Source organism: Streptomyces sp. SM10, from assembly GCF_002910915.1.
Classification (GTDB): domain Bacteria; phylum Actinomycetota; class Actinomycetes; order Streptomycetales; family Streptomycetaceae; genus Streptomyces.
This window is the reverse complement of sequence record NZ_NEUF01000188.1, coordinates 40,478-66,976: the sequence shown is the minus strand read 5'-3', so window position 1 is coordinate 66,976 and position 26,499 is coordinate 40,478. Positions and strand designations below refer to the sequence as shown.

The window sequence follows — 26,499 nt, the reverse complement described above, 5'->3', positions numbered from 1 at the left end:
GGAGCGCCGGATCACCCGCCTGCCCGCGCCGCGGTCAGCGCCAGGGGCCCCTCACCGCGAAGGTCGTCCCGGGCGTGTAGCAGTTCACGAACATCGTCCCGCCGTCCGGTGAGAACGTGACGCCGGCGAACTCGCCCCACTCCGGCTCCTCGGCCGTCCCGATGTTCTGGCGTCCGCGGGCCATCGCGTAGACCTCGCCGCGCCGCGTCACCCCCAGCACGTGCTGCGCGCCGCCTCCGTCCTCGCAGACCATCAGTCCGCCCCCGGAGGCGAGGCAGATGTTGTCCGGGGACTCGCCCGGCAGCTGGATGTCGGTGTCCGGGCCGAAGACGACCACCAGCGTGAGCCGGCGCTTCTTCGGCTCGTAGCGCCACACCTGGCCGAAGTGGTCGGCGGCCGATCCCTCCGCGCTGTGCGCGAAGCTGGAGACGAAGTACACCGACGAGCCGCCCCAGTAACAGCCCTCCAGCTTCTGGGCGTGCGTGATGCCCTTCGGTCCGAAGTCCTGCAGCCGGATCGGCGTCCCGGCCGCCTGAGGATCCGGCACGGGGACCCACTCGATCCGGTCGAAGCTCGCTCCCGTCTCCTGGATCGCGGAGAGGTCCGGGACGCCGGGCACCCGCATGGCCTCGAGCGCGCCCCCGGCCCGCAGGGAGCCCGTCCCGCCCAGCGGCTTCTCGGGGAGGAAGCGGTAGAAGAGCCCGAACGGCTTCTCGAACGCGTCCTCCGTCTCGTAGACGATCCCGTTGTCCGGATCGATGGCGACTGCCTCGTGCTGGAAACGGCCCATCGCGGTCAGCGGCACGGCGCCGGTACGGCGCGGATCGGCGCCGTCCACCTCGAAGATGAAGCCGTGGTCCTTCGTGTAGCCGTTGGTGCCGGCCCTGTCCTCGGTCTCCTCGCAGGTCAGCCAGGTGTTCCAAGGCGTCCGGCCGCCCGCGCAGTTGACGGCCGTACCCGCGATGGCGACGCGCTCGCCGAGTACGTGGCCGCGGCCGTCCAGCTCGAGGGACGTGCAGCCGCCCTTGCCCATGGGGTCGTAGGTGAGTCCCTCGACCGTGGGGACGCCGATCTTTCCGGTGACGCGGTTCTCGTGGTTGCGTACGAGGTGGACCCGGCCGTGGCGGCCGGCGAAGGCGGCCATGCCGTCGTGGTTGCTGGGGACCTGGCCCTCGCCTGAGCGGAGCGGGTCGCCCTCCCGGGAGAGCACCCGGTAGCGGAAACCTTTCGGCAGGTCGAGCAGACCGTCCGGGTCCGGCAGGAGGGGCCCGTAGCCGCTGTGGCCCCGGGCGTCGGCGGTTCCGGCGAAGAGTTCGGTGAAGGCCCCGGTGAAAGCCACCGATGCGGCGGTCGCCGCGCTCGTGGCCAGGACCTGTCGTCGTGTCGCGAGTCGTCGAGGTGCGGATGACATGAGGCAACTCCCTGCTGGCGGACAGGTGAAGTGACCCGCATGTGTGTACCACGCAACGCGTCGCGCGGGAACCATGCGGGCCACGGTGCCCCTTGTGTCCCCGGGGCGCACGAGGCCCCGGGGACGCGTGGGATCAGGCCAGCGAGGCGCTGAGCGTGATGGTGGTGCCCGTGAGCGCCTGGCTGACCGGGCAGTTCGCCTTGGCGTCCTCGGCGGCCTTCACGAAGCCCGCCTCGTCCAGACCCGGAACGACGCCCTCCACCGTGAGGTGGATGCCGGTGATGCCGGTGCCGGGCTGGAACGTGACGTCGGCCTGGGTGTTCAGCTGGGTGGGCGGGGTGCCCGCCGTGGCCAGGCCGTTGGAGAGCGCCATCGAGAAGCAGCTGGAGTGCGCCGCCGCGATGAGCTCCTCGGGGCTGGTCTTCCCGTTCGCCTTCTCCGCGCGGGACGGCCAGGAGACCGGGAACTCCCCGACGCCGGAGGAGTCGAGGGTGACGACGCCCTTGCCCTCGAGCAGGTTGCCTTCCCAGACCGTGTGCGCCTGACGCGTGGTAGCCATGCTGGATCCCTTCAAAGGTGTGCGCGGTCAGAGGGACGTACGCGGCACCCGGAGACACCCGCACGTCCTTCAACCCCCGAACCTACTGCGCCACCAGTCCCTTTGCGTCACGCGCCAGCGCCGTCAGCCGCGAGATGGCCCGGAAGTACTTCTTCCGGTACCCGCCGTTCAGCATCTCGTCGCTGAACAGCCGGTCGAAGGGGAGGCCGGAGGCGAGCACCGGGACCTCACGGTCGTACAGCCGGTCGGCGAGGACCACCAGACGCAGCGCGGTCGACTGGTCGGGCACCGGCCGCACATCGGTGAGGCAGACCGCGGCGATCCCGTCCGCCAGCGCGCCGTACCGGCTCGGATGGACCCGGGCGAGGTGGTCGAGCAGCGACGGGAAGTCGTCGAGCGAGGCGCCCGGGGTCGCGTACGCGGCCTTGGTCACCTGGCCGTCGGAGTACGGCGGGGGCGCCTCGGGCAGGCCGCGGTGGCGGTAGTCCTCCCCGTCGATCCGCAGCGGCCGGAAGTGCGCCGACAGTCCCTGGATCTCGCGGAGGAAGTCGGCCGCGGCGAAGCGGCCCTCGCCGAGCTTGCCGGGCAGCGTGTTCGATGTGGCGGCCAGCGCGACGCCCGCCTCCACGAGCCTGCTGAGCAGGGACGACACCAGGACGGTGTCGCCCGGGTCGTCCAGTTCGAATTCGTCGATGCAGAGCAGCCGGTGCCCGCTGAGGGTCTGCACGGTCTGCTGGAAGCCCAGTGCGCCGACCAGGTTCGTCAGCTCGACGAAGGTGCCGAAGGCCTTGAGGGAGCTGTCGGCCGGGGTGGCGTGCCAGAGGGAGGCCAGGAGGTGGGTCTTGCCGACGCCGTACCCGCCGTCGAGATAGACGCCGCGCGGACCCGAGGGAGCGGCGGGCTGCTTCTTCCCGAACCGCCCGCCCGTCGCCCGCCACCAACCCGCGGAGGACGCGCTTCGCGCTCTTCCGGACTTGCCCGAGCCCGTGGCGTGGGCGCCACCGAGCCCCGCCGCGAACGAGCTGAGGACCTCGACCGCCTCGGTCTGGCTCGGCTGGTTCGGGTCCGGTACGTAGGTATCGAAGCGCACCGAGTCGAAGCGCGGCGGCGGCACCATCTCCGCGACCAGCCGGTCGGCGGGGACGCGCGGCTCGAGGGCGCACAGGGACTGCGGGGACGTTTCGGCTATGGGGCTCTGCCCCGGCACGGCTGTGGAGGACGACACAACTCTCCACCTTAAGGCCTCGCCCCGGAGGCCTCCGGCGCCGTGCCAGACTGCGGGCATGCGACGCCTGCTCCCTGTGACGGACCTGACTGCCACCACCGAGTCCACGGAGGCCGCCGGCCGCGAGTGGACGCTCGGTGAACTGGCCGACGCCTATGCCTACCCCGAGGCGGCGGGGCGTCCCTGGCTCCGCGCCAACATGGTCTCCACCCTGGACGGCGCCGCCCAGCACGACGGCCGCTCCCAGGGCATCTCGTGCGCGGCCGACATGCGGATCTTCGGCACCCTGCGTGCTCTGGCGGACGCGGTCGTCGTCGGCGCCGAGACGGTGCGGCAGGAGGGCTACCGGCCCGCGCGGGCCCGTGAAGCCTTCGCCGCCCGGCGCGAGGCGGCCGGGCAGGGGCCGGCCCCTGCCGTCGCCGTCGTCACCGCGAGCCTGGACCTGGACTTCTCCCTCCCGCTGTTCGTCTCTCCGCTGGTCCCGACCATCGTGATCACCGGAGCCGGCGCCCCCTCGGACCGCGTCCGCGCGGCCCGTGAGGCGGGGGCCGAGGTGCTGTTCGCCGGGGACGGTGCCGCCGTCGACCCGGAGCGCGCGGTGGCGGCGCTGGGCGGGCAGGGCTTCAGCCGGCTCCTCACCGAGGGCGGGCCGCGTCTGCTCGGCCAGTTCGTCGCGGCAGGGGTGCTCGACGAGCTCTGCCTGACCCTGTCCCCCCTGCTCACCGCGGGAGACGCGCAGCGCATCGCGGGCGGGCCCGCCGTCCGCGTGCCGGAACGTTTCTCTCTCGTCTCGCTGCTGGAGGAGGAGGGATTCCTCTTCAGCCGGTACGGGAAGATCTGACACTTAGCGGAATATCCCGTTCCGGTTGGCTCCGGGTGGGCAGACTTACTCCTGCTACCCCGTGCAATTGCGGGGAAGGATGGTTTCAGCACCAGCGGCCGTCCCCACGGCCGACGAGATGAAGCGGAAGGGCGCCTGTCGTGTTCACAAGCGTTTTGATGATCGAGAAGCCCCTCACCCCCGAGGACGTGGAATTCGTCACCACCCTCCACGGCGAGGAGCAGATCTCGTTCGTCGTGCTGATGCAGCCCCGCAGCGATCAGGCCGACGTACTGCTGCGCGCGATCGACGACGTGGCGATCGGAGAGCTCAGGGAAGCCGTCCGCGAGGGGGAGCAGCCGGAGGGCAGGGAGGCCAGGGAACCCGCCGAGATGGCGCTGGAGTACTCGCTCCGGGAGCTGCGCGAGGCGGGTTCGGAGGCCGTCGGTCAGGTCGTCGAGGACCATCCGCTGGACAAGCTGAAGACCGTGGTCGACGACTCCGCGGCCGACGAGGTCATCGTGCTGACGGCCCCGCACTACGTCGAGGAGTTCTTCCACCGCGACTGGGCCTCCCGGGCCCGCCACAAGGTCGGCGTACCGGTGCTCAAGCTCTTCGCGCACAGCGAATAGGCTGGGGCCGACCCAGCACCACGTCGCACCTCGGGAGAGATCACGTATGGCACCCGGTATTCCTGCCGCCCTTGAACGGCCGCACTTCATCGGCATCGGCGGCGCCGGAATGTCGGGCATCGCGAAGATCCTCGCCCAGCGCGGCGCGAAGGTGGCGGGCAGCGACGCCAAGGAGTCCGCCACCGCCGACGCCCTGCGCGCCCTGGGGGCCACCGTCCACGTCGGGCACGCCGCGGGGCACCTGGCCGACGACGCGACCTCGGTGGTCGTCTCCAGCGCCATCCGCGCCGACAACCCCGAGCTGGTCCGCGCCGCCGAGCTGGACATCCCCGTCGTGCACCGCTCCGACGCGCTCGCCTCCCTGATGGTCGGCCTCCGATCGATCGCGGTCGCCGGGACGCACGGCAAGACCACCACCACGTCGATGCTGGCCGTGGCCCTGTCCGAGCTGTCCCTGGACCCCTCGTACGCCATCGGCGGCGACCTGGAGGGCCCCGGCACCAACGCCACGCACGGCGGCGGCGACATCTTCGTCGCGGAGGCCGACGAGAGCGACCGCAGCTTCCAGAAGTACGCCCCCGAGGTCGCGATCGTCCTCAACGTGGAGCTGGACCACCACGCGAACTACGCGTCGATGGACGAGATCTACGAGTCCTTCGAGACCTTCGTCGGCAAGGTCGTCCCCGGCGGCACCCTGGTCATCGCCGCGGACCAGCCCGGCGCGGTCGAGCTGACCCGCAGGGTCCGCGCACTCTCCTCCCTCACCGTCGTCACCTACGGCGAGTCCGAGGGCGCGGACGTCCGGGTCCACAAGGTCACGCCGCGCGGCCTGACCAGCGAGGTCACCGTCGTGCTCAACGGCAAGTACCTCACCTTCACCGTCTCCGTACCCGGCCGCCACTACGCGCACAACGCGGTCGCCGCACTCGCCGCCGGTGTCGCCCTCGGCATCCCCGCGCACAACCTGGCCTCCGCCATCGGCTCGTACACCGGGGTCAAGCGCCGCCTCCAGCTCAAGGGCGAGGCGGCGGGCGTCCAGGTCGTCGACTCGTACGCGCACCACCCCACGGAGATGACCGCCGACCTGGAGGCCATGCGCGGCGCGGCCACCGACGCCCGCCTCCTGGTCGTCTTCCAGCCCCACCTCTTCTCCCGCACCCAGGAGCTCGGCACGGAGATGGGCCAGGCGCTCGCCCTCGCCGACGCCTCGCTGGTCCTGGACATCTACCCGGCCCGCGAGGACCCGGTCCCGGGCGTCACCAGCGAGCTGATCATCGACGCCGCGAAGGCCGCGGGCGCCGAGGTCACGGCCGTCCACGACAAGGCCGAGGTCCCCGCCGCCGTCGCGGGAATGGCGAAGCCGGGCGATCTGGTTCTCACCATGGGAGCGGGCGATGTCACCGACCTCGGCCCGCAGATCCTGGACCACCTGTCGAGCTGAGGGAGCCACCGTGTCGTACGACGTCGAGAAGCCGGACGAGCAATGGCGGGCGGAGCTGTCCCCCGCCGAGTACGCGGTGCTGCGCAAGGCCGGCACCGAGCCCGCGTTCGTCGGTGAGTACACCGACACCAAGACGGCGGGGGTCTACTCCTGCCGCGCCTGTCAGGCGGAGCTGTTCCGCTCCGACACCAAATTCGAGTCCCACTGCGGATGGCCGTCCTTCTACGACCCGAAGGACAGCGACGCGGTCGAGCTGATCCAGGACAACAGCATGGGCATGACGCGCACCGAGGTGCGCTGCGCCCGCTGCGGGTCGCACCTGGGGCATGTCTTCGAGGGTGAGGGCTATCAGACGCCCACGGACCAGCGGTACTGCATCAACTCGATCTCGCTGACCCTGGCGCCGGACGAGAGCTGAGCCGGCCGGGGCGTCCTGGCGTCAGGAGCCGGCCCCGGAACGTGGGAACGCCCGCCGTGAGCACTGCTCACGGCGGGCGTTCCGCTGAGCGGGCGCCTCCCGTGTCCCCGGCGTCCGGCCGGGACACGGGCGCGCTCACGTCGTGACGAGCTCCGCCGGCTGCTGCTGCACCGGGATCTCCCGGCTCAGCCGCTCACCCTCGATGTCGAGGTCGGGCAGGATCCGGTCGACCGGGCGGGGCAGCCACCAGGCGGCACGGCCGAGCAGGTGCATGACCGCCGGGACGAGAGCCATACGGACGACGAAGGCGTCGATGAGCACGCCGATCGCCAGGGCGAATCCGATGGACTTGATGATCGGGTCGGGCATGAACACGAATCCGCCGAAGACGGCGGTCATGATCACGGCGGCCGCCGTGACCACACGGCCGTTGTGGCCGACGCCGCCGATGACGGACTCGCGGGCGTCGGCGCCGTGCACGAAGTCCTCCCGCATCCGCGAGACGAGGAAGACCTCGTAGTCCATCGCCAGCCCGAACAGGATGCCGATGAGCAGGATGGGCAGGAAGCTGACCAGCGGCCCGGGGGTGTCGAGGCCGACCAGCTGGGCCAGGTGGCCCTCCTGGAAGATGGCGACGGTGATCCCGAACGTGGCGCCGATGGTCAGCAGGAAGCCGAGCGCGGCCTTGAGGGGCACCAGGACCGACCGGAAGACGAGCATCAGCAACAGGACGGACAGCCCGACCACCAGCAGGAGGTAGACCGGCAGCGCTCCGGCGAGCTTCTCGGACACGTCGATGCCGACCGCGGTGGCGCCGGTCAGAGCGATGGAGGCACCGGTGACGCTCTCCACGCGGTCACGGATCTCGTTGACGGTGTGCTCGGTGGCGGCGGCCGTGGGGCCCGTCCCGGGGATCACCGCCAGCAGGGCCGTGGTGCCCTTCTCGTTCATCTGCGGCGCGGCGACGGCCAGCACCCCGTCGGTCTTCGTGATGAGCGCGGCGGTCTCCTTCACCGCCGTGCCGGTCGCCTGCGGGGTGTCTGCGGACACGACGGCGATCAGCCGGCCGTTGAAGCCCTCGCCGAACCCTTCGGTGGTCAGGTCGTAGGCCTCACGGTTGGGCGACCCGACCGCCTCGGTGCTCGCGTCGGGCAGGGCGAGGCGCATGTCCTGCACCGGCAGGGCGAGGGCTCCGAGGCCGGCCACCCCGAGGATCAGGACGGGGACCCGCAGCCGTGCCACGATCCGGCCCCAGCGGAAGCCGAAGCCGGACCCGGCGGGGGCGGCTGCGGGGGCCTGGCCCGGGGTCCGGTGCTTCCGGGGCAGGACGCGGGTGCCCGCGAAGCCGAGGACGGCCGGCAGCAGGGTCAGGGAGACGAGCACGGCGAGGGCGACCGTGGCCGCCGCTGCCAGGCCCATGACCGTCAGGAAGGGCACACCGGCGACGGCGAGTCCCGCCAGGGCGATGACGACGGTGGCACCCGCGAAGACGACGGCCGAACCCGCGGTCCCGGCCGCCCGGCCGGCGGCCTCCTCGCCGTCCATGCCCTGGTTGAGGTAGTGGCGGTAGCGGGAGGTGATGAACAGGGAGTAGTCGATGCCGACGGCCAGGCCCAGCATGAGCGCCAGGATGGGCGCGGTGCTGGTCAGTTCCACGACGCTGCTGAGGGCGAACAGCCCGGCCATGCCGGCCGCGACGCCGACCAGCGCGTTCAGCAGGGTCATGCCCGCCGCGACCAGGGATCCGAAGGTGAGGACGAGGACGAGGGCGGCGACCGCCACGCCGATGACCTCGGTCGAACCGACCTCCGGGACGCCCCGCATGATCTCGCCGCCGTGTTCGACGCGCAGGTCGGTGACGGACGATCCGGCCTCGGTGAAAGCCTCCCGCTGCGCTTCGGTGATGCCGTCGACGCCCGAGGTGAACTGCACCTGGATCAGGGCGTAGCGGCCGTCCCGCGAGACGGCCTTGGAGGTGAACGGGTCGACGGCCGCGAGCACACCGGGAACCTCCGCGGCCTCCTCGGTCACCGGAGCCACGGCCGCGGGGGTGAGCTTCCCGCCCTCGGGAGCGGCGACGACTATGGTCCCGGTCGCACCGCCTGCCTGCGGGAACTCCCGGGAGAGCGAGTCCAGGGCCTTCTGGGACTCGGTGCCGGGGATCGAGAACTTGCTGGTGGTGGGGGAGCTGAAGGCCGCGGCGCCCCCTCCGAGCAGGGCGAGCAGCAGGAGCCAGAGGGCAAGGACTCGCCCTCTGCGACGGAAGGACAGCCGGCCGAGCCGGTAGAGCAGGATTGCCATGCGAAGGAGTCGTCTTTCTCTTCGTTCTGGACGGCTTCTGTCAGCTGGTGGGGCGCCCGAGGGCTCTCAGCGCCCCCTGGACCAGTTCGGCGCGCATCGTGTCCGGTTCGACGTCGACACCGGCGGCGACCGTGACAGCCACGCCGCCGATCACCATCTGGGCCATGACTCGGGCACGTGGCTCCGGTGACCGGCCGGCGAGCGCGTCCGCGAGCTGGTCGACCGCCTCGGGGATGACGGCCAGGACCGGATGACCGAGCATGTCGGGGAGCTCGGCGAAGATGATCTTGACTTCCAGATGGAAGCGCATCGCCAGGCCGACGTAGATCGTCACGGCCGACTCGGCGGCCTGATCTCCCTTCAGCGCCGCCAACTCCTCACGCATGGCGGAGAGGCTCTCCGCCGGCGGGGTCAGCAGCTCGGTGAGGATCGCGTCCTTGCCGGCGAAGTGGTAGAGCAGGGACGCCTTGGAGCAGTGGGCCTCGACAGCGATGTCGTGGAGCGAGGTCCCCTTGAAGCCGTGTTCGGCGAAGAGGCGCAGGGCTGCGTCGAGGATCTGACGGCGCATCGTGGAGGGCGGACGTGGCATGAGCCCACCGTAGCTGACCGATCGGTCAGGCCTGACCGATCGGTCAGGGGAGTTCCGGTCCGTGCGCCGCTTCCGTGCGGTGGCCGGCGCGCGGTGGCGGAAAGGGGGGACGACCTGAGGAAGGCATTCGCCCCGTACGAGGACGAAGTCGGCAGGGCGTCGGGTGCGAGGTCCGCGTGTGCGATTCCCATGACGTCGTCACCTCTGTGGGCCGCGACGCGGTAGCACTCCGTCAGTTCGTCGTCGAGCCGTACGTCCGTGACCCATCCGGGCGGATGCGCGCGGTGCAGCATGTCCGCGTTGCCGAACGGGCTCCACGCGTCGCGTACGCCGTCGGAACCGAGCCCCACCCGCACTCCGTGCTCGCGCAGCAGGGCGATCGGCAGCACCAGGGAGTCGGACGGCGCCACCGTGGTGAGCGCGATGTCCAGATCGTCCAGATAGCCCAGATCGGCGGCGAGGGGACCGAGTCGGAGGGCTGGGACCGGGGGTGCGCGTCCGTGCGGGTACCGCGGGTCTGTGTGTCCGTGCGAGCTCCTCGGCGACCTCCCGCTCGACGAGGCGCGCGCCCTGCGCGTAGCGCCGGTCGACGATGCGCTGCAGGACGGCTTCGCGCGCCTGCGCGCTCAGGGAGGCGGAGCCGGTCGTCGCCGGCGTACGTGAACCGTGCTCGCGGGCCCCTGGTCCGGCCCCGCTGCCGTCCGCCACCTTGTCGGCCTTCATCCGTCCCCCGCCCGACGTGCCCCGGGCGAAGAATGGAGCAGTCAGTCCTCGTCGGACGCGGACTCCGCGGTCGCCTCGGCCCGCAGGAGCGGGTGCGCCACCCCGGGGAACACCCGGGCCCGCACGACCTCCTCCGCCGCGCCGCCCTGTACCACGGTCTCGGCCACACCCCAGGGGCGCCCCGCCAGGTGGACGGTCAGCGTGTACGAGGCCGAGCAGCCCGTGCACTCGTAGCGGTCGGCCCAGACCTCCACGTCCGTGACACTGCCCGGGTAGCGCTTCACGTGCCGGTGCCGGGCGTGGCAGTGATCGCACTTCTCGCCGGGCTCGCACGTACCGCCGCACGGACACGGCACGTCCAGCGACTCCGCGGGGGTCCACCGCTGCACGAGCAGGGCGTCACGGGTGGCGCCCATGTCCTTCATCGCCTTCAGATTCCGCGCGGCGACGTTGTACGACTCGCCGGTCGCCGCCATCCGGTCCCGGATCACGTCCTTGCGTCCGCGGTTCGTCGTCATGCCGTCTCCTCCTGGGGTGTCACGCAGCCCACCAGGAGGCACACGAGATCAGAGCTCTCAACGGTACCCGCCCTCGCGCGTCCCCACGCACACGCCGGCGACAGCCCCCCCGGGGGGGCCTGGTCAACGGCGCTTCGGTCCCTCCCGGCGAAGGTGTCTCGGTGAAGGCGGCGAACCGCTTCTTCGGGCCGGACAGGACGCCGTGGGCTTGCCCAGGTCACCCCCGGCGCACCCGACCCACGATGCGTCTGCCCAGGCGGCCGATGGAGCGGGGCTGCCGGTTCCAGGTACGGAAGGCGTCCAGGGTGCGGCTGTTCCCCTCGCGTTCCACCGCCTCTTCCGCCGCCGCCAGGTCCTCGGCGGACAGGCCGCGCACGGCGGGGCGCAGCACCTCCTCCAGCAGCGCCGTGCGGGTCCGCGTCCAGTCGCCGCCCGCGTGCGGGTGGGCGTTCCACACCGTGAAGCAGTCCGCCACGTACGCGGGATCCGCCCGCAGCAGGGCCACGACCGGGGCGCGGCGGGCAGCCCTGCCGTAGGCCGCGATCAGGTCCTCGTCCCCGCTGTGCACGAAGGCGTACAGCTCCGCCTCCGGACGGTCCGGGGCGAGGAGCCCCTCTGCCAGGGCGCCGTAGGCGTGCTCCAGGACCAGGGGCTCCACGGGCTCGGCGCGGGCGCGCAGTTCACGGACGCGGTCCGCCCAGCCGGGTTCGGGCGCACCGGCACCGAAGTCCCGTGCGAAGTCCAGGAGCATCAGGCACGCCCGTACCCGGGCCCCGATCTCCTGCGGGAAGCCGCGCAGCAGGTCGTGGGCGAGCTCGGGGGCGTCCTCGTCGCCGCAGGGGGCGGCGAGCGCCGCGGCGACCAGGTACTTCCAGGTGCCGGCCGTCCGATGGGCGTCCGACGTGGTCTCTCCGAGCAGCGCCCGGGCCTCGACCGCCGTCGGGGTGTCCTCGCCCCACACCAGCCCGACCGCCGTCCTCAGGACCAGGGGCTCGGCGAACGGGGACATGCCCGCCGCGCGCAGCACCGCGTGCAGGGTCCCCACCCGGTCGGTGCCCCGCGCCTTCGCGCCCGGTGCCTCGGCGCACATCCGCAGATGCGGCAGGGCCTGGGTCCCGGTGAAGGGCAGGGCCACCCGGGTCAGCAGCTGTTCCGCGTCCGCGGGATGGTCCGGCGCCAGCCGGTCCAGCTCCCCCAGCAGCGCCGTACGGACGTCGAACTGCTCGTCCATCAGCTCCATCAGGGCGCGGCACGCGCCCGCCTCGGGGTCCTCGAGCAGCGCGCGGGCCAGCCGTCCCACGACGTCGGGGAGCAGCTCCGCGCACTCGACGCCGAGGAGACGCACGATCCGCAGCAGCTGCACGGTCCGCGCGACACCCCGCGGTACACCGGCGGCGAGCTCGGCCAGCAGCTCGTCGCCGAGCTCCTCGACCAGCGCGGCGAGTGCCCGCTCCCCGGCTGGCTCCTCGAACGCCGAACGCGCCGGCGGCTCCAGGGTCACGTCCCCGCCGCGCACCGCCTGCGTCACCAGCAGCGCGGCCAGCGGCGCGGTGACGGCGGCGGGGCTGCGGCCGTCGAGCGCCGTCAGCAGCCGGAGCGCCGCCGCGCACTCCGCGGCCGTACGGTCGTCCGTGGGCGCGGTCAGCGCGTCGGTCAGCTGCCGGATGCCCTTCTCGTCCAGCGCGTACGGCCGCTCGGCCGCCCAACTCGCGGCAGCAGCGCGCTCGTCGGAGCCGAGCGCGATGCCCGCGCCGAGCGCGGTCACGGCGAGCGGGCCCGCCGCGAAGGGCTCTCCCGGAAGCTCCGCGGCCTCCCGGAAGAGCTCGGGGGCCCGGCTGCGCCAGATCCGGGCGGCGGTGCCGGCCCAGGCGTCGTCCACCGCCCCGGAAGGGCGGGGACCGGAGGCGGCGTGCACCCGGAAGCGGGGGTCACGGGAGTCGGGCGCGTCCTCGGGCAGCACCCCGACGACCTGGTGCGCGGTGAGCCCCGGGTGCCGGGTGTACGTGGTGAAGGTCAGCCGCTCGGCATGCTCGCGGGGCAGTACGGCGGTCGCCAGGGCGACCCATCGGGCCACATCCGCGCTCTGCCGCTCCACGAGCACGACCGGCGGCGCGGAAGGGTCCTCGCTCACCCGGCGCAGGTCGCTCAGCACGGCGGCGAGCCACGGGCCGCGCGACACGGCGAAGTCGCCGAGGCTCTCACGGGTGAGCCCGCGGGAGGGGCCCTGCGCGGTGGACATCGAGGTCAGGGGGTCGGGCAGCACCCGGTCCGGGGTCGCGGAGAGCCATCCGGCCGCTCCCCACGCGGCGACCGGGAGCACCCGCCCGGGTATCGGTATCCCCGGTGGCAGGTGCACGGCGTGGGCGTGGAATCCGCCCTCGCCCGTGGCCACCGTACGGCTCATCAGATGGCTGCCGTCGGAGAGCACGACGAATCCGAACGCCACGGGCAGCGCGCGGAGCCGGGAGTCGGGGAGCCGTTCGGGGGTGCCCTCCGGAGCGTCGTACGCCAGGAGCGGTGCGGCCTCCGCGCGCACCGGCCCGGGTATCGCGGGGTCGACGGCGGTGAACCGGCCGGCGGGCTCCCCGTCCCCGGACGTGACGGAGGTGTAGTGCAACTGCGGGAGGCTCATGCGTAGGCCCTCATCGTCCCTGCCACGTGCGTCCCCGTCACGCGCACCGGCCGCCGCTCGCCGCCCTGTCGGTGCGGCCCGGCCCGGCGGAGCGACGACCCCGGCGGGGAGCTTTCCGCAGTCGTGCGGGCGACGCTATCAAGCCCTGACGCCCTGTTGGGCCGCGCGCGGCAGGAGGAGGCCCTAGGTTGTCCCCATGACCGAGGTGACGCTTTCCGCAGGCGTGTTGGAGTACGAGGACACGGGCGGCGACGGGCCCGTGCTGGTCCTGCTCCACGGGGTGGCGATGAACGGTTCGCTCTGGCGTCATGTGGTCGCGGACCTGCGCTCCGACTTCAGGTGCGTCGTGCCCACGCTGCCGCTGGGGGCCCACCGCAGGCCCATGCGGCCGGACGCCGATCTGACGGTCCCCGGGGTCGCCCACCTGGTGGCCGAGTTCCTGGAGGCACTGGACCTGCGGGACGTCACGCTGGTGATGAACGACTGGGGCGGGGCACAGGCGCTCGTCGCGGACGGGCGGGACCAGCGGATCGGACGGCTGGTGATCACGTCCTGCGAGGCCTTCGACAACTTCCCGCCCGGCCTGCCCGGCCGCAACCTCCTCGCCTCCGCGAAGGTGCCCGGCGGTCTGCGGCTCGCCTTCTCCCTGCTGAAGCTGAGGTCGATGCGCAGGCTGCCGGTGACCTGGGGGTGGATGAGCAAGCGGCCCGTCCCGCACGAGGTGATGGACGAGTGGTTCCGGCCGTTGTGGACCTCTGCCGCGATCCGGCGCGACCTGCGTGCGTACGTGCTCGGGGTCCCGCCCCGGGACGAACTCCTGCGGTGGGCCGACGCGTTGCGCACCTTCGACCGTCCGGCACTCGTGGTGTGGGCGACCGAGGACAAGGTCATGCCGCCCGACCACGGCCGGAGGCTGGCGGACATGCTGCCCCAGGGCCGGCTGGTCACGATCGCCGACAGCCTCACCCTCATCCCCGAGGACCAGCCGCATCGGCTGAGCGAGGCGATCAGGGCATTCGTGCCGCTGTCCTGACGGGGCCGGACCGGGAAACCCTCGCCCCGGGTCAGCATCCACAGGGCGACGGAGCCCCGTCACCTGCCCCGGGCCGGGTCCCGCTTCAGGCCCCGGCCCGGGGCCTGAAGCGGATCTACGGCGGCGCTTAAGAAATCCTCGATGGACCTGAGCGCCCGGGTACGGCACATTTCTTGGGGACGGCAGTGAGCGGGGAGAGGGCGCAGGGCCCTTCCCCGTCCGCCGTCTCCCCCGCCACCCCCGGGCCGAAGGCCGCCTCAGGCATGCCCTCGGCCCGGTCATCCGCACGTACCAGGTACAGGGAGCCGCAGCTGTGAAGGCACTCGTGAAGCACAAGGCCGAGCCGGGACTCTGGCTGATGGATGTGCCGGAGCCGGAGACCGGCCCCGGCGACGTGCTGATCAAGGTGCTGCGTACCGGTATCTGCGGAACCGACCTGCACATCCGTGACTACGACGGATGGGCGCAGCAGGCCGTGCGCACGCCGCTCGTCCTGGGCCACGAGTTCGTCGGCGAGGTCGCCGGGATCGGCGCGGACGTCGTCGACATCAAGGTGGGCGACCTGGTGAGCGGCGAGGGGCACCTCGTCTGCGGGAAGTGCCGCAACTGTCTCGCCGGGCGCCGGCACCTGTGCCGCTCCACCCTCGGGCTCGGCGTCGGCCGCGACGGGGCGTTCGCCGAGTACCTGGCCCTGCCCGCGTCGAACGTCTGGGTGCACCGGGACAAGGTCGACCTCGACGTCGCCGCGATCTTCGACCCGTTCGGCAACGCCGTGCACACCGCGCTCTCCTTCCCGCTGGTCGGCGAGGACGTGCTGATCACCGGCGCGGGCCCGATCGGCATCATGGCCGCCGCCGTCGCCCGCCACGCCGGAGCCCGCAACGTCGTCATCACCGACGTCAGCGAAGCCCGGCTCGAACTGGCCCGCAAGGTCGGGGTGAACCTCGCCCTGAACGTCGGCGAGGCCACCGTCGCCGACGGCCAGCGCCTCCTCGGGCTGCGCGAGGGCTTCGACATCGGCCTGGAGATGTCCGGCCGCCCCGAGGCCATGCGCGACATGATCGCGAACATGACGCACGGCGGCCGGATCGCGATGCTGGGACTGCCCTCCGCCGAATTCCCCGTGGACTGGTCCCGGGTCGTCACCTCGATGCTCACCATCAAGGGCATCTACGGCCGCGAGATGTACGAGACCTGGTACGCCATGTCCGTGCTCCTGGAGGGCGGGCTCGATCTCGCCCCGGTGATCACCGGCCGGTACGGCTTCCGCGACTTCGAAGCCGCATTCGACGACGCCGCGAGCGGTCGGGGTGGCAAGGTCCTTCTCGACTGGGCCGCCTGAACCTCCTCGTACGCATCCGCATCCACTCGGGAGACATCCTTCATGTTCGACTCCGTACGCGACGACCTGCGCACCACCCTCGACGAGATCCGCGACGCCGGGCTCCAGAAGCCCGAGCGCGTCATCGGTACCCCGCAGTCCGCGACCGTCGCCGTGACCGCCGGGGGCCGCGCGGGTGAGGTGCTCAACTTCTGCGCCAACAACTACCTGGGCCTCGCCGACCACCCCGAGGTCGTCGCCGCCGCCCACGAGGCACTGGACCGCTGGGGCTACGGGCTCGCGTCCGTCCGCTTCATCTGCGGCACCCAGGAGGTCCACAAGGAGCTGGAGCAGCGGCTCTCCTCCTTCCTCGGCCAGGAGGACACGATCCTCTACTCCTCCTGCTTCGACGCCAACGGAGGAGTCTTCGAGACCCTGCTCGGCCCCGAGGACGCGGTGATCTCCGACGCCCTCAACCACGCCTCGATCATCGACGGCATCCGCCTCTCCAAGGCGAAGCGCTTCCGCTACGCCAACCGCGACATGGCCGACCTGGAGCAGCAGCTCAAGGAGGCCTCCGGGGCCCGGCGCCGCCTGGTCGTCACCGACGGCGTGTTCTCCATGGACGGCTACGTCGCCCCGCTGGCGGAGATCTGCGACCTCGCCGACCGCTACGGCGCCATGGTCATGGTCGACGACTCGCACGCCGTCGGTTTCGTCGGCCCCGGCGGCCGCGGCACCCCCGAGCTGCACGGCGTCATGGACCGCGTCGACATCATCACCGGAACGCTCGGCAAGGCCCTGGGCGGCGCCTCCGGCGGCTACGTCGCCGCACGGGCCGAGATCGTCGCGCTGCTCCGCCAGCGCTCGCGCCCCTACCTCTTCTCCAACTCGCTCGCCCCGGTCATCGCCGCCGCCTCCCTCAAGGTCATCGACCTGCTGGAGTCCGCGGGCGACCTGCGCGAGCGGCTCAACGCCAACACCGCACTCTTCCGCTCCCGGATGACCGCGGAAGGTTTCGACATCCTGCCCGGCGACCACGCCATCGCCCCCGTGATGATCGGGGACGCGGCGGAGGCGGGACGGATGGCGGAGCTGCTCCTGGAGCGCGGTGTGTACGTGATCGGGTTCTCCTACCCCGTCGTCCCGCAGGGGGCCGCGCGCATCCGCGTCCAGCTCTCGGCCGCCCACTCCACCGAGGACGTCGACCGCGCCGTGGACGCGTTCGTCGACGCGCGGGCCGTCCTGGAGGCGTGAACCCGGCGCGACCAGGGACAATGAGCGCATGATCGATGCACGGCGGCTGCGTATCCTCCGTGCGGTGGCCGACCACCGCACGGTGACCGCGGCCGCCGCCGCGCTCTTCCTCACGCCCTCCGCGGTCTCCCAGCAGCTCGCGGCCCTGGAGCAGGAGACCGGCCACCGGCTGGTGGAGCGCGGGGCGCGGGGCGCCCGGCTGACCGCGGCGGGGGAGATCCTGCTGACCCACGCGAACGCCGTCCTCGCCCAGCTGGAGCGGGCCGAGGCGGAGCTCGCGGAGTACAGCGCGGGCGTCGCGGGGACGGTCACCGTCGCCGCGTTCGCCACGGGCATCGGGCTCGTCCTCGCCCCCGCGATCGCCGAACTGACCCGCACCGCACCCGGGATCCGGGTGCGGGTGCAGGACGCCGAGGGCGACGCGAGCGTGCCGATGGTGCTCGACCGGCAGGTCGACGTGGCGGTCGCCGTCGAATACCGGGGCGCGCCCGGGGTCGACGACCGCAGACTGACCCGGATGCCGCTCTACTCCGAACCCTTCGACGCGGTGCTGCCGGTCGGCCACCGTCTCGCCGGGCAGGACCATGTGTCCGTCGCCGACCTGGCCGAGGACGCGTGGATCGGGCCGTACCCCGGCAACCCCTGCCACGACGTGGTGGTCCTGGCCTGCGAGTACGCCGGCTTCGAGCCCCGCCTGGAGCACTCGTCGGACGACTTCCACGCCGTGGTCGCGCTGGCCGGCGCGGGCGCCGGAGTGGCGCTGGTGCCCCGCTCGGCGCTGCGCGACACGGAGCTCGGCCGGGTCGTCGTGCGTCCGGTGGAGGGCGCCGCCCCCACCCGGCGGGTCTTCGCCGCCGTACGGCAGGGAGCCGAGGGGCATCCGCTGATCAAGCCGGTCCTGGACGCGCTGGCCGCGGCTGCCGGACCGGTCTGACGCCCGGGAACGGGCGGTGGCGCCGCGTCAGTCGGCGTCGACGACCGGGGTGCCAGGGGCGAAGCGGGCGACGGCCGCGGTCAGCCGGTCCCGGTCGAGGCGCCAGCCGGTCATCGCCCGCGACGCCAGGGTCACATCGGCGGGGACATGGGGCACCAGTGCCCCCACGACCGCGTGGGCGGCCTCGCCCTGCCCGGGGCCCGGCAGCGGGCCCGCGCCCGGACGGCGGGCGACACCCACCCAGGGCATCCCCGCGGCCGTGCCCTGCCGCCACAGGACGACGGCGGCGATGTCCTCCCACGGGACCTGGGCCGTCGTCGCCGCGTACCGGGCCGGGGAGCCGCCGAGCAGTATCCCCTCCCCGTCGACTCGGAACGCCACCTTGCGGCTGAGCGCGTTGACGGCCATCAGGAGCCCGCCGCCGCCGAACAGCGCGATGCCGAGGACACGCAGCACCACGGAGACATCGAGTGCCGCCAGTCCCGCGGTGAACACCGCTGCCGCCGCCACGATCGCCGTGGTCCTGAGATCCCATCCGTACCGCACCTCGTAGGACGGTGCCGCCTTCTCCGTGGTCATGGTGTGCATCATCTCCGACCGTCACCCGCCCGGGAAGGGATCACGCCGGCTGCAGCAGGTCCCACCGGTTGCCGTAGAGGTCCTCGAACACCGCGACGGAGCCGTAGACCTCGTGCCGGGGTTCCTCCAGGAAGCGCACCCCCGCGGCCAGCATCCGGGCATGGTCGCCCGCGAAGTCCTCCGTGTGCAGGAAGAAGCCGACCCGGCCGCCCGTCTGCGTGCCCACCCGCTCGCCCTGTTCCCCGTCTCCGGCGCGCGCCAGCAGCAGCCCGGAACCCGAGGAGCCCCGGGGCCGTACGACCACCCAGCGGGAGCCGTCGCCCCGGTCCGTGTCCTCCACCAGCTCGAAGCCGAGGGCGCCGGTGTAGAAGGAGAGGGCCTCGTCGTAGTCGCGGACGACCAGGGTGACCAGGGCGATGTGGGGCATGGGGGGTCCTCGTCGTCGGGGGCGATGGGTGGAGTTATACGTAACACTAACGCGGACCCGGCACACGCGGGGACAATGCCCGCCATGGACACGAGTGATCTCGCCGCGCTGACGGAACGCGCCCGCCGCCTCGCCGCGGGCGGCCGCCGGCGCATCCTCGGGATCGCGGGTGCTCCCGGCGCCGGGAAATCCACGCTGGCGGCACGGATCACCGAAGGGCTCGAAGGGCGCGCGGTGCTCGTACCGATGGACGGCTTCCACCTGGCGGGGGCGGAGCTGGAACGCCTCGGGCGGGCGGACCGCAAAGGGGCGCCCGACACCTTCGACGCCGCCGGGTACGCGGCACTGCTGCGGCGGCTGCGCCGGCCCGAAGGCCAGGACCCGGTCTACGCGCCCGCCTTCGACCGGGCGCTGGAGGAACCGGTCGCCGGCGCGGTGTGCGTTCCCCCGGACGTCCCGCTCGTCGTGACCGAGGGCAACTACCTGCTGCTGGACGAGGGGCCCTGGGCGCCGGTGCGTGAGCTGCTGGACGAGGCGTGGTTCCTGGACGCCGATCAGGAGCCGCGGGTGCGCGGACTCGTGGAGCGGCACGTGCGGTTCGGCAAGTCCCGCCCGTACGCCGAGCGCTGGGTGGCGGGGTCCGACGAACGAAACGCCCGGCTGGTCGAGCGGCACCGCGGCCGGGCCGACCTGGTCGTACGGCTCGGGGGCCCGTGACCGGCGCGCCCCGAATCCGCTCGCGTCCGCCCCGGCGGACGGGCAGGATGCTGAATGCCGCGTCGCCCCGCCAGGAGGTACTCATGCCCAGCTCCGACCAGCCCGTCCCGTTCACCGCCGAGGACTACCGGGCCCGGATGATCCGCGCGGCCGATTCCGCCGATGCGGCGGGTCTGACCGGCGTCCTCGTCGCACCGGGCCCCGACATGGTCCACCTCACCGGCTACCGGCCGACCGCCGACACCGAGCGCCTCACCCTGCTCGTCCTGAGGGCGGGCCACGACCCCGTCCTCGTCGTCCCGGCACTGGAGGCGGCGGACGCGGAACGCGCGGCCGGTGCCCCGGCCCTGACCCTGCGGGACTGGACCGACGCGGCGAACCCGTACACCCTGGCCGCCGGCCTGCTGGACGCGAAGGGCCGGTTCGGGATCAGCGACAACGCCTGGGCGCTGCACCTCCTTGCGCTGCACGCGCTCCTCCCCGACACCTCCTACGCCTCGCTCACCGAAGCGCTGCCGATGCTGCGCGCGGTCAAGGACGCGGCCGAGCTGGAGCGCCTCACCGCCGCGGGTGCCGCGGCCGACGCGACCTACGAGGAGATCCTGCGGGTCCGCTTCTCCGGCCGCCGCGAGAGCGACGTGGCCGCGGACCTGGCCGCCCTCCTCGTCGAACACGGGCATTCCCAGGTCGACTTCACCGTGGTGGGATCCGGGCCGAACGGCGCCAACCCTCACCACGAGGCGGGGGACCGCACCATCGAGCGGGGCGACATGGTCGTCCTGGACTTCGGCGGGCTGATGCACGGCTACGGCTCCGACACCTCCCGCACGGTCCATGTCGGCGAACCCACCGCCGAGGAGCAGCGGGTCCACGACGTGGTACGGGAGGCCCAGGAGGCCGGCTTCCGGGCGGTGCGGCCCGGCGTGGCCTGCCAGGACATCGACCGGGCTGCCCGTGCGGTCATCACCGAATTCGGCTACGGCGAACGCTTCATCCACCGAACCGGCCACGGCATCGGCGTCACCACCCATGAACCGCCCTACATGATCGAGGGCGAGGAGCAGCAGCTGGTCCCAGGGATGTGCTTCTCCGTCGAGCCGGGCATCTACCTCCCCGGCCGCTTCGGCGTCCGCATCGAGGACATCGTCACCGTCACGGAGAACGGGGGCAGGCGGCTGAACACCACGGCCCGCGAACTGGCGGTCGTCGAGTAGAGGGCGAAGCACCGACCACCGCCCGCGCCGGGCACGCTGTCAGTCGTCGGCCAGTACCACGCACGACTCCGGCGGCAGGTGCAGGACCCCGTCGGGGCCCGGGGCCCCGACGGGCTCCCAGGCCGCCAGGACCCGCCCCCCGCCCGCCCGGTGGCGGCCGGCGCCCAGCGGGATGGCGGCGGGCTTCCCGGAGAGGTTGACCGCGATCCGAAGATCGCCGCGCCGGTAGGCGATCCAGCGGGCCTCCTCGTCGTACGCCGTCCTCACGGAGGCCAGGTCCGGATCGGACAGGTCGGGGAGCGCGCGGCGCAGGGCGATCAGCTCGCGGTACCAGGCGTGCAGGCGGGCGTGCGGCTCGCGCTCCGGCTCGCTCCAGTCGAGGCAGGAGCGGGCCCGGGTGGCCGGGTCCTGCGGATCGGGGATGTCCTCCTCCGCCCAGCCGTGCGCTCCGAACTCCCGCCGCCTGCCGTCGCGTACGGCGACGGCGAGTTCCGGGTCGGTGTGGTCGGTGAAGAACTGCCACGGGGTGCGGGCACCCCACTCCTCGCCCATGAAGAGCATCGGGGTGAAGGGCCCGGTGAGCACAAGCGCCGCCGCGCACGCCTGGAGTCCGGTGGAGAGCGAGACGGCCAGCCGGTCACCGAGGGCGCGGTTGCCGATCTGGTCGTGCGTCTGGGCGTAGCCGACGAAGCGGTGGGCCGGTGTCCGGGTGGCGTCGACGGGCCGGCCGTGCGCGCGGCCCCGGAAGCTGGAGTACGTGCCGTTGTGGAAGAACGCCTTGGTGACCGCCTTGGTGAGGGCGCCCAGCGGGGCACCCGCGAAGTCCGCGTAGTAGCCCTGGGACTCCCCGGTGAGCGCGGTGTGCAGGGCGTGGTGGAAGTCGTCGTTCCACTGGGCGTGGAGCCCGATGCCGCCCTCCGTGCGCGGGGTGGTCGTCCTCGGGTCGCAGAGGTCGGACTCCGCGACGAGCCCGAGTGGCCGGCCGAGCTCCGCGGCCAGGGCGTCGACGGCGGTGGAGAGCTCCTCCAGGAAGGTGAGCGCCCGGCCGTCGGCCAGGGCGTGGACGGCGTCCAGGCGCAGACCGTCCAGCCGGTAGTCCCGCAGCCAGGCCAGCGCACTGCCCAGCAGATAGGCACGCACCTCGTCGGACCCGGGCGCGTCGAGGTTCACGGCCGAGCCCCAGGGGGTGTGATGCGTGTCAGTGAAGTACGGGCCGAAGGCCGGGAGGTAGTTCCCCGAGGGGCCCAGGTGGTTGTGGACCACGTCCAGGAGGACCGCGAGTCCCAGACCGTGCGCCGTGTCGACGAAGCGCTTGAGCCCCTCCGGGCCGCCGTACGGCTCGTGCACCGCCCAGAGGGACACACCCTCGTACCCCCACCCGTGCGTGCCCGGGAAAGGACAGACGGGCATCAGCTCCACATGGGTGACGCCGAGGTCCACCAGGTGGGCGAGCCGCTCGGCCGCGGCGTCGAAGGTGCCCGCCTCCGTGAACGTACCGACATGCAGCTCGTACAGGACGGCGCCGGGCAGCCCGCGCCCCGCCCAGGTGGTGCGCCAGGCGTACGCGTCGTGGTCGACGACGGCGCTCTCGCCGTCGGGCCCTTCGGGCTGGCGGCGGGAGCGGGGGTCGGGCAGGACGGGGCCGCCGTCGAGCGAGAAGCCGTAGCGGTCGCCGTCCGCCGCCCCGGCCTCCGCCGTCCACCAGCCCGCACGACCCGGGTCGCGCTCCATCGGGACGTCACCGCCCGCCGTGCGGAGCACGGCCGAACCCGACTCGGGGGCCCACACCTCGAACTGCATTCAGCACTCCTCGTCCATGAACGTGATGCCTCGCCGGAGGCCCCATGATCGGCGGAATTCGCACGCACGGTCCCGGGGCACTGGAGCGAGCACACAACTGGCGATTAAGGTCTGGTCCTGATCATTGCCCTGCCGCGTTCTGCTCATTCGCGGGGAACCCGGGCAGTCATCGGGACTCCTTCGTGGATACCCCGGCCTTCAGGCCGGGGAGGAAACGAAGCTCCTGCGGAGCAGGGCAACGGGCTGCGATTCGGCCCAGGGCGGACCGCAGTGCTCTGACCAGCACACTTGATCTTCACCTACTGCAAAGCTAGTTTGTGAGGCATGGTCACGACTCACGTGAAGCGGGCGTTCAAGTACCGCTTCTATCCGACGGACGCGCAGGCAGCCGAGCTGTCGCGCACCTTCGGATGCGTGCGGAAGGTCTACAACATGGCCCTCGCCGCCCGTACCGAGGCGCGGACGCGGGGCGAGCGGGTCAACTACAACCAGACGTCGGCGCTGCTGACCCTCTGGAAGAAGACCGAGGAACTCGCCTACCTGTCCGAGGTGTCCTCGGTGCCGCTCCAGCAGGCGCTCCGGCATTTGCAGGTGGCGTTCACCAACTTCTTCGGGAAACGGGCGAAGTACCCGCGCTTCAAGTCCCGGAAGAAGTCCCGCCGCAGCGCCGAGTACACGACCAGCGCGTTCCGCTACCGGGACGGAAAGCTGACCCTGGCGAAGATGTCCGAGCCACTGGACATCGCGTGGTCGAGGCATCTTCCTGAGGGTGCGGCCCCGTCCACGGTGACCGTGTCGCAGGACGCGGCCGGGCGCTGGTTCGTGTCGATGCTGTGCGAGGACCCCACGGTCGTGGCACTGCCCGCCACGGACACGGCGGTCGGCATCGACGTGGGTCTGACCCACCTGCTGACCCTGTCCAGCGGCGAGAAGATCACCAACCCCAGGCACGAACGCAAGGACCGTGCCCGCCTCGCTCTGGCCCAGCGCCGTCTGGCGAGGAAGGCCAAGGGGGACGGCGCCAACCGGGCCAAGGCCCGCCGCAAGGCGGCCAAGGTACACGCCCGGATCACCGACCGCAGACGTGACCACCTGCACAAGCTGACCACCCGACTCGTGCGCGAAAACCAAACGCTCGTGATCGAGGACCTCACCGTCCGCAACATGGTCAAGAACCGGAGCCTCGCCCGCGCCATCTCGGATGCGGCGTGGTCGGAGTTCCGGAGCATGCTCGAGTACAAGGCGGCCTGGTACGGGCGGGAAGTGATCGCCGTCGACCGGTGGTTCCCCTCGTCCAAGCTGTGCTCGAACTGCGGCACCATCGCATCGACGATGCCCCTGCACGTCCGTGAGTGGACGTGCGACTGCGGCACGACCCACGACCGGGACGTGAACGCGGCGAAGAACCTTCTGGCGGCCGGGCTGGCCGTGACAGTCTGTGGAGCCGGTGTAAGACCTCAACGGAGTTCTCCGGGCGGGCAGTCGGCGACGAAGCAGAAAACCCCACGGCGCGAGCCGTAGGAATCCCCCTCCTTCAGGAGGGGGAGGAAGTCAAACCAGGTCCCTCTTACGGCTGCTGGAGGCCGAGATGACCGTGCCGCCCTTCCCACCCGGCTTCCTCTGGGGAGCCTCCGCCTCCGCTTTCCAGACCGAGGGTGCATTCGACACCGACGGCAAGGGGCCGTCCGGCTGGGACGCGTTCGCCGCGCAGCCCGGCAGGATCAAGGACGGCACCGACACGACACGCGGCACCGGCTTCCACGAGCACTACCGCGAGGACGTGGCCCTGCTCGCCGGGCTCGGCGCGGACGCCTTCCGCTTCTCCGTCAGCTGGCCCCGGGTCGTGCCCGGCGGCAGCGGATCGCTCAACCCCGCCGGACTGGACTTCTACGACCGGCTCGTCGACGAGCTCTGCGCCCACGGCATCACCCCGGCGCCCACGCTCTACCACTGGGACACCCCGCTCCCGCTGGACGAGGCCGGCGGCTGGCTCAACCGGGACACCGCCTACCGCTTCGCCGAGTACGCGGGCATCGTCGCCGAACGCCTCGCCGACCGCGTCCCCATGTGGATCACCATCAACGAACCGGCCGAGGTGACGATGCTCGGCTACGCACTCGGCGAGCACGCCCCGGGCCGCACCCTCCTCTTCGACGCCCTGCCGGCCGCCCACCACCAGCTCCTCGCCCACGGACTGGCCGTCCGGGCGCTGCGCGCCGCCGGCGCGGGCAACATCGGGATCGCCCTCTCGCACACCCCCGTCTGGACGGCGGGCGACTCCGACGAGGACCGCGCGGGCGCGGAGATCTACGACACCCTGACCAACTGGCTCTTCGCGGACCCCGTCCTGACCGGCCGCTACCCCGACGACGGGTTCGCCGCGCTGATGCCCGGGCCGGTCGAGGACGACCTCAAGGTCATCTCCACCCCCCTCGACTGGTACGGCGTCAACTACTACAACCCGACCCTCGTCGGCGCCCCCAGGCCGGATGCGCTCGCATCGTTCTCCGGATACCCGATGCCCGCCGGACTTCCCTTCGGCATACGGGAGATCGAGGGGTACGACACCACCGACTTCGGCTGGCCCGTCGTCCCCCAGGGCCTGGCGGAGACGCTCGGCGGGCTCCGGGACCGCTTCGGAGACCGGCTGCCGCCCGTCTACATCACGGAGAACGGCTGCGCCGTCGACGAGCCCGTCGCCGACGGCCGCCGCATCGCCTACCTGGAGGGACACCTGGAGGCGCTGCGGACGGCCATCGACGCGGGTGTCGACGTACGGGGCTACTTCACCTGGTCACTGACCGACAACGTCGAGTGGACCGAGGGCGCCAGCAAGCGGTTCGGCCTGGTCCACATCGACTACGAGACCCTGCGGCGCACCCCCAAGGACTCGTACGCCTGGTACCGCGACCTGATCCGCGCGCAGCGCACGGGCGGCCAGGCGCTCACACCAGGTGAACGCGCTCCTGGATGATGCGGTGCCCGGCCCGGGCGAACGCGGCGGCCATCGGCACGTTGCCCCGGTCCGTCGCGCCCGCGACGGACGCGGCGCCCTCGCCGGCGAGGAAGCGGGTGCACTCGACCAGCAGGTCGTAGCCGTACCCGTGGCCGCGGGCCTCGGGCACGACGCCGATGAAGCCGATGCACGGGCCGCCCGGATTGCGGGCCGGCACGTGGATGCCCGCGAGCTCGCCGTCAGGGGTGTACGCGAGCTGCCACCAGGAGCGGGGCGAGGGGCACCAGTTGAAGAAGTCCAGCTCCTCCTGAGCGGCCTGCTCCAGACCGCCCGGGCCCTCGACGGCACGCAGGGCGTGGGCATCCAGGGTCCGGGAGTGGACCCGGCGCAGTACCTCCAGGATCACCGCGTCGTCGGGCTCCTCGCGGAAGACGAGTCTGCCGGGCCGTTCCGGCAGACCGTCCGCGGGCGTCCACTCGTAGCGGTAGCGCTCGACCAGGGGCTTCATCCCGGCCGCCTCGGCCGCCGCGATCCGTGCCGAAGCGGCCGCCCGCACCGCGGGCACGTCCCGCCAGTCGGCCGGCACGATCAGCTCGTACTCGAGGGACCACGGCGCACGGCGCAGCAGTTCGGCGCCCGCGGCGTCCTCGCCCTCGGTGAAGTCGAACCAGTTCAGGAGCACGGGCTCGGTGTCATCGGGCCCGCCCCACCAGGCGGCTCTGGCGACGACGACGCCGTCGCGCAGGGCGACCCAGGTCCACTCGGGGCGGTACTCACCGCCGTCGGCGACAGTGGCGTAGCGGTGGCCGAACGCAGCACGGCCGACGAGGCCGGGGTCCTGCAGGGAAGTGAAGAGGTGGGCGTCGCCCTGGGTGAGCGAACGGATGACCGGAACGGTCATGGAAATGTCCTCCGGGACTCGGTGACGAGGAGCGCGCTCCCGGTCAGACGGAGTCCGACACCACCCCGGGGACGGGACGGGAGCGCGGGAA

23 protein-coding genes and 1 pseudogene are annotated in these 26,499 nt (G+C 72.4%); 12 read left to right on the top strand and 12 right to left on the bottom strand.

What is annotated here, in order from left to right; genetic code table 11:
- Window positions 1-34 precede the first annotated feature (34 nt).
- The 3 genes from B9S57_RS33305 to zapE all read right to left on the bottom strand — a co-directional run bounded on the left by B9S57_RS33305 (window position 35) and on the right by zapE (window position 3,195).
- Window positions 35-1,411 carry an alkaline phosphatase PhoX gene (locus B9S57_RS33305; protein WP_103760891.1) on the bottom strand — a complete coding sequence of 459 codons (1,377 nt, stop codon included), beginning with the start codon at window positions 1,409-1,411 and terminating at the stop codon, window positions 35-37.
- Between the two features lie 133 nt (window positions 1,412-1,544).
- Window positions 1,545-1,970, bottom strand: a complete 426-nt coding sequence (locus B9S57_RS33300; RefSeq protein WP_103760890.1) for an OsmC family protein — start codon at window positions 1,968-1,970, stop codon at window positions 1,545-1,547.
- A gap of 82 nt (window positions 1,971-2,052) precedes the next feature.
- Window positions 2,053-3,195, bottom strand: a complete 1,143-nt coding sequence (zapE, locus tag B9S57_RS33295) for a cell division protein ZapE (RefSeq protein ID WP_103760889.1) — start codon at window positions 3,193-3,195, stop codon at window positions 2,053-2,055.
- A 58-nt stretch (window positions 3,196-3,253) separates the two neighbouring features.
- Between zapE and B9S57_RS33290 the strand changes: the two genes are divergently transcribed.
- The 4 genes from B9S57_RS33290 to msrB all read left to right on the top strand — a co-directional run bounded on the left by B9S57_RS33290 (window position 3,254) and on the right by msrB (window position 6,506).
- Window positions 3,254-4,036, top strand: a complete 783-nt coding sequence (locus B9S57_RS33290) for a pyrimidine reductase family protein (RefSeq protein WP_181011561.1) — start codon at window positions 3,254-3,256, stop codon at window positions 4,034-4,036.
- 158 nt (window positions 4,037-4,194) lie between these two features.
- Window positions 4,195-4,647, top strand: coding sequence for an indole-3-glycerol phosphate synthase (locus B9S57_RS33285; RefSeq protein WP_181011560.1), 453 nt, complete (start codon window positions 4,195-4,197; stop codon window positions 4,645-4,647).
- A gap of 46 nt (window positions 4,648-4,693) precedes the next feature.
- Window positions 4,694-6,088 carry a UDP-N-acetylmuramate--L-alanine ligase gene (murC, locus tag B9S57_RS33280; protein ID WP_103760886.1) on the top strand — a complete coding sequence of 465 codons (1,395 nt, stop codon included), beginning with the start codon at window positions 4,694-4,696 and terminating at the stop codon, window positions 6,086-6,088.
- A 10-nt stretch (window positions 6,089-6,098) separates the two neighbouring features.
- Complete coding sequence (gene msrB, locus B9S57_RS33275; protein ID WP_103760885.1) at window positions 6,099-6,506, top strand: peptide-methionine (R)-S-oxide reductase MsrB; 408 nt, start codon at window positions 6,099-6,101, stop codon at window positions 6,504-6,506.
- Between the two features lie 135 nt (window positions 6,507-6,641).
- Here the strand turns inward: msrB and B9S57_RS33270 are convergent, their stop codons facing one another.
- From B9S57_RS33270 to B9S57_RS33245, 5 genes and pseudogenes are all read right to left on the bottom strand, one after another.
- Entirely contained in the window at window positions 6,642-8,807 is a 2,166-nt protein-coding gene (locus B9S57_RS33270; protein ID WP_103760884.1) for an MMPL family transporter, read from the bottom strand.
- Window positions 8,808-8,847: 40 nt separating this feature from the next.
- A complete protein-coding gene (locus B9S57_RS33265; protein ID WP_103760899.1) occupies window positions 8,848-9,396 on the bottom strand; it encodes a TetR/AcrR family transcriptional regulator in 549 nt (182 codons plus the stop codon).
- A gap of 108 nt (window positions 9,397-9,504) precedes the next feature.
- Window positions 9,505-9,881: pseudogene (locus tag B9S57_RS36100) on the bottom strand (amidohydrolase family protein); the annotation flags it as partial.
- 279 nt (window positions 9,882-10,160) lie between these two features.
- Entirely contained in the window at window positions 10,161-10,637 is a 477-nt protein-coding gene (locus tag B9S57_RS33250; RefSeq protein ID WP_103760883.1) for a hypothetical protein, read from the bottom strand.
- A 217-nt stretch (window positions 10,638-10,854) separates the two neighbouring features.
- On the bottom strand, window positions 10,855-13,269 hold the full coding sequence (locus tag B9S57_RS33245; protein ID WP_103760882.1) for a GTPase-associated protein 1-related protein: 2,415 nt from the start codon (window positions 13,267-13,269) through the stop codon (window positions 10,855-10,857).
- Between the two features lie 196 nt (window positions 13,270-13,465).
- On the opposite strand from B9S57_RS33245, the gene B9S57_RS33240 reads away from it, so the two are divergent.
- The 4 genes from B9S57_RS33240 to B9S57_RS33225 all read left to right on the top strand — a co-directional run bounded on the left by B9S57_RS33240 (window position 13,466) and on the right by B9S57_RS33225 (window position 17,814).
- A complete protein-coding gene (locus tag B9S57_RS33240; protein WP_103760881.1) occupies window positions 13,466-14,302 on the top strand; it encodes an alpha/beta fold hydrolase in 837 nt (278 codons plus the stop codon).
- 313 nt (window positions 14,303-14,615) lie between these two features.
- Entirely contained in the window at window positions 14,616-15,644 is a 1,029-nt protein-coding gene (gene tdh, locus B9S57_RS33235; protein WP_103760880.1) for an L-threonine 3-dehydrogenase, read from the top strand.
- Between the two features lie 42 nt (window positions 15,645-15,686).
- Window positions 15,687-16,880 (top strand): glycine C-acetyltransferase, encoded by a 1,194-nt coding sequence (locus tag B9S57_RS33230; protein WP_103760879.1) that lies wholly within the window; start codon window positions 15,687-15,689, stop codon window positions 16,878-16,880.
- A gap of 28 nt (window positions 16,881-16,908) precedes the next feature.
- Window positions 16,909-17,814: a LysR family transcriptional regulator gene (locus B9S57_RS33225; protein WP_103760878.1), complete on the top strand. Its 906-nt coding sequence runs from the start codon at window positions 16,909-16,911 to the stop codon at window positions 17,812-17,814.
- Window positions 17,815-17,841: 27 nt separating this feature from the next.
- On the opposite strand, the gene B9S57_RS33220 is transcribed toward B9S57_RS33225, so the two are convergent.
- Entirely contained in the window at window positions 17,842-18,393 is a 552-nt protein-coding gene (locus tag B9S57_RS33220; RefSeq protein WP_146057834.1) for a hypothetical protein, read from the bottom strand.
- A 40-nt stretch (window positions 18,394-18,433) separates the two neighbouring features.
- The gene (locus B9S57_RS33215) at window positions 18,434-18,820 is read right to left on the bottom strand and encodes a VOC family protein (RefSeq protein WP_103760876.1); all 387 of its coding nucleotides are present in this window, start codon (window positions 18,818-18,820) and stop codon (window positions 18,434-18,436) included.
- 84 nt (window positions 18,821-18,904) lie between these two features.
- Between B9S57_RS33215 and B9S57_RS33210 the strand changes: the two genes are divergently transcribed.
- Entirely contained in the window at window positions 18,905-19,537 is a 633-nt protein-coding gene (locus B9S57_RS33210) for a nucleoside/nucleotide kinase family protein (protein ID WP_103760875.1), read from the top strand.
- An 83-nt stretch (window positions 19,538-19,620) separates the two neighbouring features.
- A complete protein-coding gene (locus B9S57_RS33205) occupies window positions 19,621-20,751 on the top strand; it encodes a M24 family metallopeptidase (protein ID WP_103760874.1) in 1,131 nt (376 codons plus the stop codon).
- Between the two features lie 39 nt (window positions 20,752-20,790).
- On the opposite strand, the gene treZ is transcribed toward B9S57_RS33205, so the two are convergent.
- A complete protein-coding gene (gene treZ / locus B9S57_RS33200; RefSeq protein WP_103760873.1) occupies window positions 20,791-22,551 on the bottom strand; it encodes a malto-oligosyltrehalose trehalohydrolase in 1,761 nt (586 codons plus the stop codon).
- Between the two features lie 324 nt (window positions 22,552-22,875).
- Between treZ and B9S57_RS33195 the strand changes: the two genes are divergently transcribed.
- Both B9S57_RS33195 and B9S57_RS33190 read left to right on the top strand, forming a co-directional pair.
- Window positions 22,876-24,072 carry an RNA-guided endonuclease TnpB family protein gene (locus B9S57_RS33195; protein ID WP_103760872.1) on the top strand — a complete coding sequence of 399 codons (1,197 nt, stop codon included), beginning with the start codon at window positions 22,876-22,878 and terminating at the stop codon, window positions 24,070-24,072.
- A gap of 67 nt (window positions 24,073-24,139) precedes the next feature.
- Window positions 24,140-25,525, top strand: coding sequence for a GH1 family beta-glucosidase (locus tag B9S57_RS33190; protein ID WP_103760871.1), 1,386 nt, complete (start codon window positions 24,140-24,142; stop codon window positions 25,523-25,525).
- Here B9S57_RS33190 and B9S57_RS33185 read toward each other — a convergent pair.
- Window positions 25,497-26,408, bottom strand: a complete 912-nt coding sequence (locus tag B9S57_RS33185; RefSeq protein WP_103760870.1) for a GNAT family N-acetyltransferase — start codon at window positions 26,406-26,408, stop codon at window positions 25,497-25,499. The genes B9S57_RS33190 and B9S57_RS33185 overlap by 29 nt on opposite strands.
- Window positions 26,409-26,499 lie beyond the last annotated feature (91 nt).

Excerpts from the sequence above, each read along its gene's own strand:
- B9S57_RS33210 (WP_103760875.1), top strand. The coding sequence starts at position 18,905 with ATGGACACGAGTGATCTCGCCGCGCTGACGGAACGCGCCCGCCGCCTC.
- B9S57_RS33270 (WP_103760884.1), bottom strand. The coding sequence starts at position 8,807 with ATGGCAATCCTGCTCTACCGGCTCGGCCGGCTGTCCTTCCGTCGCAGA.
- B9S57_RS33220 (WP_146057834.1), bottom strand. The coding sequence starts at position 18,393 with ATGACCACGGAGAAGGCGGCACCGTCCTACGAGGTGCGGTACGGATGG.
- B9S57_RS33300 (WP_103760890.1), bottom strand. The coding sequence starts at position 1,970 with ATGGCTACCACGCGTCAGGCGCACACGGTCTGGGAAGGCAACCTGCTC.
- B9S57_RS33195 (WP_103760872.1), top strand. The coding sequence starts at position 22,876 with ATGGTCACGACTCACGTGAAGCGGGCGTTCAAGTACCGCTTCTATCCG.
- B9S57_RS33290 (WP_181011561.1), top strand. The coding sequence starts at position 3,254 with ATGCGACGCCTGCTCCCTGTGACGGACCTGACTGCCACCACCGAGTCC.
- B9S57_RS33245 (WP_103760882.1), bottom strand. The coding sequence starts at position 13,269 with ATGAGCCTCCCGCAGTTGCACTACACCTCCGTCACGTCCGGGGACGGG.
- B9S57_RS33230 (WP_103760879.1), top strand. The coding sequence starts at position 15,687 with ATGTTCGACTCCGTACGCGACGACCTGCGCACCACCCTCGACGAGATC.
- B9S57_RS33240 (WP_103760881.1), top strand. The coding sequence starts at position 13,466 with ATGACCGAGGTGACGCTTTCCGCAGGCGTGTTGGAGTACGAGGACACG.
- B9S57_RS33250 (WP_103760883.1), bottom strand. The coding sequence starts at position 10,637 with ATGACGACGAACCGCGGACGCAAGGACGTGATCCGGGACCGGATGGCG.
- B9S57_RS33305 (WP_103760891.1), bottom strand. The coding sequence starts at position 1,411 with ATGTCATCCGCACCTCGACGACTCGCGACACGACGACAGGTCCTGGCC.
- B9S57_RS33225 (WP_103760878.1), top strand. The coding sequence starts at position 16,909 with ATGATCGATGCACGGCGGCTGCGTATCCTCCGTGCGGTGGCCGACCAC.
- B9S57_RS33190 (WP_103760871.1), top strand. The coding sequence starts at position 24,140 with ATGACCGTGCCGCCCTTCCCACCCGGCTTCCTCTGGGGAGCCTCCGCC.
- B9S57_RS33205 (WP_103760874.1), top strand. The coding sequence starts at position 19,621 with ATGCCCAGCTCCGACCAGCCCGTCCCGTTCACCGCCGAGGACTACCGG.
- treZ (WP_103760873.1), bottom strand. The coding sequence starts at position 22,551 with ATGCAGTTCGAGGTGTGGGCCCCCGAGTCGGGTTCGGCCGTGCTCCGC.
- B9S57_RS33265 (WP_103760899.1), bottom strand. The coding sequence starts at position 9,396 with ATGCCACGTCCGCCCTCCACGATGCGCCGTCAGATCCTCGACGCAGCC.
- B9S57_RS33215 (WP_103760876.1), bottom strand. The coding sequence starts at position 18,820 with ATGCCCCACATCGCCCTGGTCACCCTGGTCGTCCGCGACTACGACGAG.
- murC (WP_103760886.1), top strand. The coding sequence starts at position 4,694 with ATGGCACCCGGTATTCCTGCCGCCCTTGAACGGCCGCACTTCATCGGC.
- B9S57_RS33185 (WP_103760870.1), bottom strand. The coding sequence starts at position 26,408 with ATGACCGTTCCGGTCATCCGTTCGCTCACCCAGGGCGACGCCCACCTC.
- B9S57_RS33285 (WP_181011560.1), top strand. The coding sequence starts at position 4,195 with ATGATCGAGAAGCCCCTCACCCCCGAGGACGTGGAATTCGTCACCACC.